Genomic DNA, 10,365 nt, shown 5'->3' with positions numbered 1-10,365 from the left:
TGAATCCCGGCCAACCCTCTAATAGTTTCTATGCTGGAGCGGAGCAGTCTTGGAGACGTCTAGATGTTCCGGTTTCAAAGGGTGCGGTTAAAAATCAGGAAGAACAATTAAGTCGAGGTTATTTATACTGGATGGCATCTGATAGAATGGTTTACGGAATTGATGTTCATTATGAGAAAATAACCAGGGATTTGCTTTTTTCCGTAGATAAAGCTCCAAGTTATATTGAGACATTGCGGGTTCCAGTCTCTGCGGCTTACTATCATCCAAGTGGCTTTTTCTCTAAGTTATCGGCTACTCCGGTAAATCAGAATATTCGGAAGCTAGGTCAAGAAAATCTAATAACTCAACAAATGGTAATGCGTAACGGGAGCGAGATTTTCTGGACGTTGGATGCCCAGTTTGGTTACCGATTCCCAAAGCGGCTAGGCATCTTTTCCTTTGGGATAAAGAACTTACTAGATAAGCAATTTAACTATCAGGATTTTTATTATCAAACTGGTGTCAATAACCCGGTATCGCCTCAATACCAGCCTGGTAGATTCTTTTATGGACAGGTTACATTGTCGTTTAATTAATTTAATGTTTTTTGATGGAGATTCCTATGAAAGATTCTGATGTTAAAGTATGCGGTATTAATTGTCATGATTTTTTTAAATTTATTCTTGTTGCGGCAGCAAGTTCCTTGTTGACTTATTATCTAATTCCTGAGAAAACCAGGGTTGTTACAATATCTGAGTATCATGATTCTGAAACGGGGGAATTGATAAAACCGGTTCCATGTACTAAAGACGCAGGGCCAAATCAATGTCGTATATACAAAGAAGAGTTCTCTCTTCAAGAGACATTCTTAACCACTATTAGTAAGAAAAAGGGAAGCACAACTTGTTGTATGACTATATCAGGAGGAACCACGAGCGGGGGAGAGGCGACTTCCACTTCAAATACCGAGTTATGTTCGACGACAAAAAAAAATCTTGCTAGTTGCCCACCTGGTACATATAAAAAATAACTTGATTTTAGTTGTCAAGTAGTGAGGTTTTTCAATGAAAAATATATTCGAACTGTATTTTTTATAAGTTTTCTATCGTTTGCAGTTTCGCTATTGCACGACTTTGACGAGTCTTTGGGGATTGTAAGCCTATTAAAGTACAGAGGCTTGCTAAGTTCCCCCGGAGAGGTTGTTTTAGTAGCCATGGACGAAACCTCCGAAGCCGAGTTAGGCGTCGGCAACGACTTAACACGCTGGCGCCGCTACCACGCCGGATTGATTCGGGAATTGCATCGTCAGGGCGTTGCGTTGGTCGTGTTTGATTTGCAGTTCATTCGCGCCGATCCCGAGGTCGATTCCGACCTCGCGGACGCGATGCGAGAAGCCGGCAATGTCCTTGCCAGCGACTGCATACAGATGTTTCGACGCGCGACCGAGGACTTTTTCGGGCGGGAAGAGTGCTCAGAAAGCAATAAGGATTCGGCCCTTTCAAAAAACGGCGGCGCGGGTGGTGAGTTGGCGGAGCCACTCGTGGCGCTAAGAAGAATTTCCGCCAATCCACAATTGCAGCCTGCGCTTTTGGGGCATGCGCCGTTTGTGTTGGCCAACGATGCCGAGGACGCGACGATACGCGAAACGTGGTTGTATCTGGACGGTTTGGGGGAAATGCCAAGCTTACCGGTCGTAGCGTGGGCGGCGTATCTGGATCGGATGCAAGGGTTCGAACAGTCCAAGCCTTGGGACGCTTCTTACATGGATTGGCTCGCCGAGCTACGCCGAACCTGTTTGGCGGCGAACGGTGACCGCGCCAGTCAGAAAGTCGATCAGCGCCTAGCCGGCATAGTTTGCGGTGAGGAATCTCGGTTCATCAATTTTTACGGGCCGCCGCAAACCTTGCGGATGGAGTCCTACAGTCAGGTATTGCAAGGCAAGGTGGCCGACTTGCGCGGCAAGGTGGTCTTTGTCGGTAAAGCCAATCGGCAATACGCGGCCGGCAAGACCGATTTCTTTCAAACCCCGTTGACCGATGCCCGTACCGGTAAGATGGCCGGCGTGGAGATCATGGCGACGGTGTTTGCCAATTTGCTGGAAGACCGCTTTATCCGAACGCCGCTGGCTCACGGCGCGGTCTATGCCGGATTCGCGCTGATGTTGGCATTGTTGCTGTCCGTCTTACCCGCTTGGACGGGCTATGCGGCTACCGCCTTGTTTACAGTCAGTTACGTGTTGATTGCGCTTTGGCTGTTCGCTCGTCACGCCGTTTGGTTGCCGATCATGACCCCTGCGTTCGTGATGCTGCCGACAGCATGGTTGACCAGTTTGGTCATGGCGCGCCGCGAGTTGTTGATTGAGCGACGGCGCATGCTGGCCTTTGTGCGTCGAGTGTTTCCGCAATGGGCCGGCACTTTGCCGTTTGCGGAGTCGGGTAATCGGAAAGCAACATTCGCCGCTATGACCCATCGGGAAATTCGCGGCGTATGCCTGGCCACCGACATCGAAGGCTATACCTCGCTCGCGGCGGGTCGCAGCGCGGAACAGATGTGGGAGTTATTGAACGCCTATTACCAAGTGCTCGGTCGTCCGGTCGGCGCGCGCGGCGGCGCGGTCGCGGACGTGACGGGCGATTCGATGATGGCGGTTTGGTTCGAGTTATCCGAATCCGAACGGCACACCGCCGCGTGTCTGGCCGCGCTGGACATGCAGGCGGCGGTCATGCAATTTAATCAGACCTCGGGGCTGGAGCCCATTCGTACCCGAATCGGCTTGTACGTTGGTGAAATGATACTGGGCGGGTTGGAAAGCGGTCAGGCGAATCATTACCGAGCGATAGGCGATACCGTGAATACTGCATCGCGTATTCAGGGGATCAACAAATTCTTGGGTACTCAAATACTCGCGTGTCGGGAATTGGTCGATACCACTGCCATCGCTTACCGGGCGGTTGGGCGATTTCGGGTGGTTGGGCGTGCCGAACCGGTCGATCTGGCGGAGATCGTGGCCCCCGAAATGGGACCGATTGATGGCGGTTTCGCGGTCGCGCTTTCGGCGTTTCAGCGAGGCGACTGGCAAGTGGCGATAGAGGGATTTCAATCCGTCCTTAAAAGAGGTACCGATGGTCCGGCGAATTTCTATTTGGCCTTAGCCCAAGGCTATCAGAATCAACCACCGATCGATTGGGATGGCGTTGTTACCCTGGATGCTAAGTAATCGATTGCTTTCACTGTTAACGAAACCGGTACGCAATCTTCCGCTCGTAGTCCTTTTCTCCCTGTTTGGCGGCACGATCCAAAAAGCCAGGCCGATCTGAAGTGCCTACTGTAGTTTGCTCCGCTTGGCACCCAGCACCGTCACAAGCCATGCTGGGCCGCTAGTTTGCGTAAACCTTTTCCTCTCGTTCCGATTTAAAGCCCAAATCCGGAATCTCTAGTTCATCTCGTCCTTCCGTTTTGATTAGTCATCAGTGTATTGAAAGGGCTTGTCGTCACCGTATCGTGGTGAGTAGGGCATATCCCCTGATCTATCGTTAAATAACACAGTTAAATTATTTTGCGGTTGGGCAATCACAGCAAATACGCGGATTTCCGAAAAGGCGCGGTATTTGCTTTATAGCAAGAATGCTAAGTCTTAATTGCCGTAAAAATTCGTCGTGCCACAGGCGAAATTGGCCGCGCCAGTCTAGCCGGATTAGCGGCGCGGAGGAATTTTTGGGGAAAAACGTCCGGCATGATTGTTTGATTTCGCTGGTTTCGGTCGGCGTGTTCGTAGGGTTTATCGATAACAACGAATTATTTTAATTTCCGTATGTTCCGATTTCCGACCAGTATTCTCGAAAAGCCTTCCGCTCGATTCTCCTCGGGGCGAGCGCCGTCGCCTTCCTTCGTGGAGGACTCGCGCCGAGGGACCATCGCGCCGGTATTCGCAAATCCTCGGATTAATATACCCGGAGCAGGAAAATCCCGAAATCGTGACGTATTGTTCGCAATCGCCGTCACGGTTTCCGGGATTCACTTGCTAGGCGTGAAGTGCTTGTTTGTTCCTGAGCAACGTTCTCCGGAGCCTGAGCCGCTGGCCATCCAGGTTTCAACGATTACGATCCCCGCTGCTAAACAGACGCCCGTACCGCCGGCTAAACCGCCGCAAGCTTCAAAGCCTCCGCGTAAGCGTGTGCAACCCAAACCGAAATTAATAAAAACCGAACAAGCGCGAGCCGCTGATTTTTCCGAGCTCGAACAATTGTTGAAGCAACAATTGCAGCCTGTTAGCGATATGTTACCCACGCCTAATCAGCCTGAGAAGCCCGTGTTCGAAAACCAGGCTCAGCCGTATACCGAGGCTTATATGAGCGCGGCGTATGATAAAAATCCTAAGCCAGACTATCCATCGGTAGCCAGGAGTCGCGGTTGGCAAGGCAGGGTCGTGTTAAAAGTTCTGGTCAGCGAAGCAGGGCAAGTGGAAACGATCGGTATTGAACAAAGCAGCGGTCATGAGACTTTGGACGAAGCTGCACTAGAAGCTGTAAAGAATTGGCAGTTTGTTCCGGCCAAGCGTGGGGAGATCAACGAGGCGTGCTCAGTGCTTGTGCCGATTATTTTTAGTCTTAAAGACCAAGAGAACGCTTAATACAATGGAGGCGACGCTGTGGTCTAGCGTATAAAATTGGTTTTTGGATATTAGCTACAAGAACCGTAGCAAAGCTCTATCGAAAGGAATGGATATAAAACTTCACACCATATTTCACTGAGAAATGATGGTGCCGAGGAGAGGACTTGAACCTCCACAGGGTTACCCCTACTAGCACCTGAAGCTAGCGCGTCTACCAATTTCACCACCTCGGCTTAACTTGGCTGGCAAGTTAAGTGCGCATTATATTGTCAAATTAAGTATCTGTCAACTAATTCCCGTCTATTATATTTTTCGATCAAGTTCCAAGTGGATTCGTTCTGGCTTCAGGATGAATGAGCCACTTCGGGGAAGGCGACAATTCCTATCACGTCATGCTGAAAAGGGGTAATGCCGGGCTAGCCGCAAAAAAACGGCGGACCGAGGTCCGCCATAAGACATCCGTGTCGCTAGGAGGAGATTGCCCGGCGTTTTACATGCGACGAATCCGGATTAGATGTCGATGTTGGCGCCGGAAACCCCTAAAATGAAGCGATAGCTTTCGATGCGGCCGCCGATTTTACGGACGCCTACCGAACGCACGATCAGTATAGTGGGATTTTCCGAAATTGCTTGACGTTAGAACAAGGTTAGCTGCATGAATCTAAACCAACTTGAGTTATTGCGCACGCTGCATGAAACCGGCTTCAATCTGAGCCGGGCGGCGGATAAGATGCACGTGGTGCAATCGGCGGTAAGCAGGCAATTACAATTGTTCGAAGCCGAGTTGGGTTCGCCATTATTTGCCCGGCAGGGTAAAAAGTTGATCGGTCTAACGCCGTTGGGCGAGCGCATCATGGCGGAAGTGGATTTGATTAATCAGGCCAAGAAAAATATCCAACTGATTGCCGACGATTTCCTCGACAGTAGTAGCGGCACGCTGCATATAGCAACTACCCATACTCAGGCCAAGTATTTGCTACCTGGGCCGATTGCCCGGTTTCGCCTCCGTTACCCGGGCATTAAGATTTACATGGTGCAATCGTCACCCGACAACCTGATCGATTTACTCCATCAGCACAAGGCGGATATTGCGATTTGTACCGAAAGACTGGCGGAAGACGACAAATTGGTGGTCAAGCCCTGTTATCACTGGCACCATGTTGCGGTGGTGCCTAAAGGCCATCCGTTGGCCGAAGGCGACATCACCTTGCAACGACTGTCGGCCGAACCTATTTTGACCTATACGCCGGGGTTTACCGGACGGTCGGCGATCGAGAAAGCCTTCGTTGACGCGCATTTGCCGTTGGACATCAACTTGGCCGCGGCCGACTCCGACGTCATCAAGACTTACGTGCGGCTGGGCATGGGAGTCGGTATCATCGCCGGTACGTCCTACGAGCCCGTCAAGGACGCGGATTTGGTGGCTCGCAGTCTGATGGATTTGATCCCGAGTTCGACCACTAAGATTGCGTATTTGCGGCAATTGTATTTGCCGTCGTATTGTCAGTATTTCATAGACGAGTTACTGGCGGAGGCCGCGACCAAATCCGATTGAGGGTTGGTTATAGAGGGTCGGTTATATCTATTAAACTTTGTTAAATAACTCGGATAAGATGAGTGAAATGCCGTATTCCGCGTTAAGAGCATGCGGTTAGAGCGCGGTGTTTTCGACTCAAGGCATTGATTGCGCGGGACTGACAATAAAACGGCATCGAATTTGTTGTTAGGGGCCAACTCTCTTTCCCTGCCGTTTTCGATGACTGATACCCTGGATATTCAGCGCTTGATCGTCCGCTACGACGCAGAGCTGCGGCGCGTCATGTTCAGGCGCTGCGGTTGCTGGGACATGGCGGCCGACATCGTTCAAGAAACCTATCAGCGCATGCTGAGCGGCGACCTATGGCGTGCGGCCGACAATCCGCGAGCGCTAATGCATCGGATCGCGGCCAATCTTGCGACCGATTACGAGCGGCGCGATGCGGTGCGCGACCGATACTTGGCTAAATCCGACGAATTACCGGATTGGGTAGCGGAGACCGAAGCGCGCCAGCCGGACCGTCTGTTAGCGGCCCGCCAACGCCTGGGGCGCTTGGTGGCTGCAGTGGAAGGCTTGCCGCCGAAATGCCGAAGAGTCTTCGAGATGCGAAAATTCGAAGAGTTGAGTCAGGCGGAAATCGCCGAGCGCTTGGGTATTTCGCGTAACATGGTCGAAAAACATTTGCGCAATGCCTTGCTGGCACTGCAGCAAGTCGATGACGATTAGTGTTCCCGGTGTTGCCGCTTATCGCCTATTGAATTTCGGGTTTTAACCTTTCTAACCATGCCCGCACCCGCCCAAAACTCCGCGACAATTCGTGAACAGGCTGCCGATTGGTGGGCGCGTCTGGATGGCGGAAGCATGGACGAAAACGAGCTTAAGGAATTTCAGCGCTGGTTGAATGCGTCTTTGGAGCATCGTTTGGCCTATAGCGAACTTGAAAATTTGTGGGGCGAACTGGATGGTTTGGCAAAGGTTGAGACATCGGTGGCGCCGAAGTCGAAACCGCCGGCTAAGCGGGCTCTCGCTCCGCTGATTTTCGGATTGGCGTTGGCCGCAAGCTTGGCGGCGATCTGGCTCAGTCCTTACTTACAACTCTGGAACGCCGATTTGCAGACCGGTCGCGGCGAGATTCGCAGCTTCACGCTCAGTGACGGTTCCACGGTGCATTTGAACAGCGCATCCGCCGTCGATGTTCAAATCGATGAAACGCACCGCGAGTTGCGCTTGCTGCGGGGCGAGGCAGCGTTCGAAGTCAGTCCGGACCGTAACCGGCCGTTTCGAGTATACGCAGCCGGCGGCAGCGTCACCGCGTTGGGCACCGCGTTCAACGTCAAATTGGCCGAGGAGGGCGCCGAAGTCACGGTGACCGAACACCGCGTGCGAGTCGAACTCGGCAACGGCCGACAAACAACTGAGATCGAGGAAGGTTTGGCGGCCAGTTATGACGCTGAGCATGGACTGAGTCAAGCAAAAGCGGCCGACATCGGCGCCGCGACCGCTTGGCGCCGCCACCGATTGGTTTTTCAGAATCGTCCGCTCGACGAAGTCGTCGCCGAACTGGCTCATTATTACCCTGGCGTCTTGCTGATTCAGGACGCCGACCTTCGCCAACGCCGGGTCAACGGCGTGTTTCGGATCGACGATCCACTCGCCGCGATTGCCGCGCTGGAAACCGCGCTACAATTGCATACTACCCACTTCGGCGACTATCTGATTTTGCTGCATCGTTAAAAAATTTCCCGACCTCCTGTTTTGGCTGACTAGTGCGTCATAGCTGTTACTAATCGTTAAAACACTTGGAGAGGGAACACAATGTCAGTGCACGATACCTTTAAAACCGCCAGCGTGCTGTTGGTTGTCGGCTCGGCGGTAGCCGGAGGCGCCGTTGCCGAATCGGCGGTCCGGGAATACCGGATCGCGGCGGGGCCGCTTGCGGTTGCGTTGAATCAACTGGCCGAAGTCGGCGGCCTGCAACTGATTTACGATGCGGAAATCGCCAACGGTTTACGCAGCGGCGGATTATCCGGTCAATTTTCGCCGGAGGCGGCATTGTCAAAGCTGTTGTCCGGAAGCGGCTTGACTTATCGTTTGACCGCCGACGGCAACGTGCTGATTCAACGCCAAACGCTCAACCAGCGCGATGAGCCGACCGCGTTACCGGCGATTAACGTCGTTGGTAAATCCAGCAATCCGTTTTTCGAGGGCGAAGATCCTTATAACACCGACTATAACCGCCACAATGCCACCACCGCGACCAAGACCGACACGCCGTTGATGCAGACGCCGCTGTCGGTCAAAGTCGTGCCGAATGCGGTACTGAAAGATCAACAGGCCATCACGATCGATCAGGCGCTGAGAAATGTCAGCGGCGTCAGCAACGGCTTGGGCGGCAGCGGCACTTTCTTCATCCGGGGTTTCGGCAGTTATATTAACTATCGCGACGGGGTGTTGAGTCAGGGCGAGTACGCTCACACCGAGGATTTGGAAAACGTCGAGCGGGTGGAAGTGCTGAAGGGCCCCGGCTCGATACTTTACGGCCGGACCGAACCCGGCGGCATCGTCAACTTCGTCACCAAGCAACCGCTGGATACACCGTATTACAGCCTGCGCCAGCAATTCGGTTCGTTCGACATGTACCGTACCAGCGTCGACGCGACCGGGCCGCTGAACGCCGATAAGACGCTCGCCTACCGTTTCAATCTGGGCTATCAAAGCAACCATACCTTTCAGGAATTCGGCGGCAACGAGCGTTTGATGGTCGCGCCGACCTTGCGCTGGAATATCAGCGACAACACGGTGTCGACGATTAAGCTCGAATATAGCGACATCAAGGAATTCGGCAATGGCACCGTGCCGAGAATGGGTAATCGGCCCGCGCCAATCGCTCGCGAGCGGAATCTGGGCGATGCCTGGAACTATCAGCAAGACGAATACGTGATGTTGGCGCTGCACACCGAGCATGCCTTCAACGACCGCTGGAGTTTACGGCACCGCTTCAATTTCAAGAATTACAACCTGACCATGTCGGCGATTCACGGGTCGGTCGCCGATCCGGCGACCGGCGATGTCGGCCGGGCATTTTTCGGCCAGAATACCGACGGTCAGGACTATCAGTACAATTTTTTCAATGCGCTGGAATTGAACGGTAAATTCGATACGGCGTTTTTGAAGCACAATCTGCTGATTGGCGGCGACTACTACCGCACCGATTATCGGGTTTCGATGGCCGGATTCGGGTTTAACGGCGATTTGTACGACACCAGCAATATCTACCGGCCGACTCACCGCGCCACTCCGCCGACACTGTTGCCGACCGACGTGACCTATTCGAACTCAACCGTACCCTGGTTCGGCTTGTACGCCCAGGACCAAATCGAATTGCCTTACCATTTTCATGTGATGGCCGGCCTGCGCTATGACAATGCCAATGTGATTTACAGCAGCTACGGGGAGTTTGGTTCGGGCCAGTCGCCCGAACAAACGTCGGAGCGGGTATCGCCGCGCGGCGGCGTGGTCTGGCAACCGATACCGGAGTTTTCGCTGTACGGCAGTTACACCGAAAATTTCGGGGCGCCGAATTTTTGGGGGCGCGACGGTAAGCCGCTACCGGCGCAAACCGCCGACCAATGGGAAGTCGGTGCAAAAACCGAATTGTTCGACGGCCGTTTCAGCGCGACGCTGGCTTACTACGACTTGACCAAGCGCAACGCACCTATCGCGACTTATCTGGCCTTATCGCGCGCGGTGGGCGAAGCGGAAACCCGCGGCATCGAATTCGACGTCAGCGGGGAGATCGTTCCTGGCTGGAATGTGATCGGCGCCTATTCCTACATGCCGTTCGCCAAAAGCATCAAGGACGAAACCGATCCGACCGTGGTCGGCAACCGCTTGAACAACGCGCCCAAGCACAACGGCAGTCTGTGGACGACCTACGAGTTTCAGCAAGGCGAGTATTTGAAGGGACTGAAATTCGGTGCCGGCATGCAGGCCGTCAGTCAACGGGAAATCGGTTATTACGAGGGCGCTCAGGCGCCGGGCTACGTGACGATGAATCTGATGACCAGCAAGGCTTGGCAGGTCGGTAAAACCAAACTGACCGCACAGCTCAATGTCGACAACTTGCTGGATAAAACCTATTACCAGTCGATTTACAGCTACGGTCCGACCTATTACGGCAATCCGCGTACCTTCATGGGGGCGGTGAAAATCGAGTATTAAGCGGAAATCGGCC

8 protein-coding genes and 1 tRNA gene are annotated in these 10,365 nt (G+C 53.2%); 8 read left to right on the top strand and 1 reads right to left on the bottom strand.

The genetic code is table 11. The features are described 5' to 3' along the window. The 4 genes from A1355_RS23410 to A1355_RS23395 all read left to right on the top strand — a co-directional run. Nucleotides 1-578, top strand: a 578-nt coding sequence (locus A1355_RS23410; RefSeq protein WP_157198008.1) for a TonB-dependent receptor, incomplete at its 5' end; no start/stop codon positions are given. 26 nt (nt 579-604) lie between these two features. Beyond that, on the top strand, nt 605-1,012 hold the full coding sequence (locus tag A1355_RS25460) for a hypothetical protein (RefSeq protein WP_157198007.1): 408 nt from the start codon (nt 605-607) through the stop codon (nt 1,010-1,012). Between the two features lie 21 nt (nt 1,013-1,033). Beyond that, complete coding sequence (locus A1355_RS23405) at nt 1,034-3,199, top strand: CHASE2 domain-containing protein (RefSeq protein ID WP_269454775.1); 2,166 nt, start codon at nt 1,034-1,036, stop codon at nt 3,197-3,199. Between the two features lie 819 nt (nt 3,200-4,018). Continuing rightward, a complete protein-coding gene (locus tag A1355_RS23395; RefSeq protein ID WP_197471894.1) occupies nt 4,019-4,612 on the top strand; it encodes an energy transducer TonB in 594 nt (197 codons plus the stop codon). A 128-nt stretch (nt 4,613-4,740) separates the two neighbouring features. Here the strand turns inward: A1355_RS23395 and A1355_RS23390 are convergent. Then, a tRNA-Leu gene (locus tag A1355_RS23390) sits at nt 4,741-4,827 on the bottom strand. A 422-nt stretch (nt 4,828-5,249) separates the two neighbouring features. Here A1355_RS23390 and A1355_RS23385 point away from each other — a divergent pair. The 4 genes from A1355_RS23385 to A1355_RS23370 all read left to right on the top strand — a co-directional run bounded on the left by A1355_RS23385 (nt 5,250) and on the right by A1355_RS23370 (nt 10,352). Beyond that, nucleotides 5,250-6,149, top strand: coding sequence for a LysR substrate-binding domain-containing protein (locus A1355_RS23385; RefSeq protein ID WP_064031688.1), 900 nt, complete (start codon nt 5,250-5,252; stop codon nt 6,147-6,149). A 201-nt stretch (nt 6,150-6,350) separates the two neighbouring features. Continuing rightward, a complete protein-coding gene (locus tag A1355_RS23380; protein ID WP_064031687.1) occupies nt 6,351-6,857 on the top strand; it encodes an RNA polymerase sigma factor in 507 nt (168 codons plus the stop codon). Between the two features lie 57 nt (nt 6,858-6,914). Continuing rightward, a complete protein-coding gene (locus A1355_RS23375; protein WP_064031686.1) occupies nt 6,915-7,865 on the top strand; it encodes a FecR family protein in 951 nt (316 codons plus the stop codon). A gap of 81 nt (nt 7,866-7,946) precedes the next feature. Continuing rightward, nucleotides 7,947-10,352, top strand: a complete 2,406-nt coding sequence (locus tag A1355_RS23370; protein WP_064031685.1) for a TonB-dependent siderophore receptor — start codon at nt 7,947-7,949, stop codon at nt 10,350-10,352. Nucleotides 10,353-10,365: the final 13 nt, after the last annotated feature.

It is taken from the genome of Methylomonas koyamae, assembly GCF_001644025.1.
Taxonomy (GTDB): domain Bacteria; phylum Pseudomonadota; class Gammaproteobacteria; order Methylococcales; family Methylomonadaceae; genus Methylomonas; species Methylomonas koyamae_A.
Note: the sequence above shows the minus strand (reverse complement) of the source record. Positions and strands in the feature narration are given on the sequence as shown.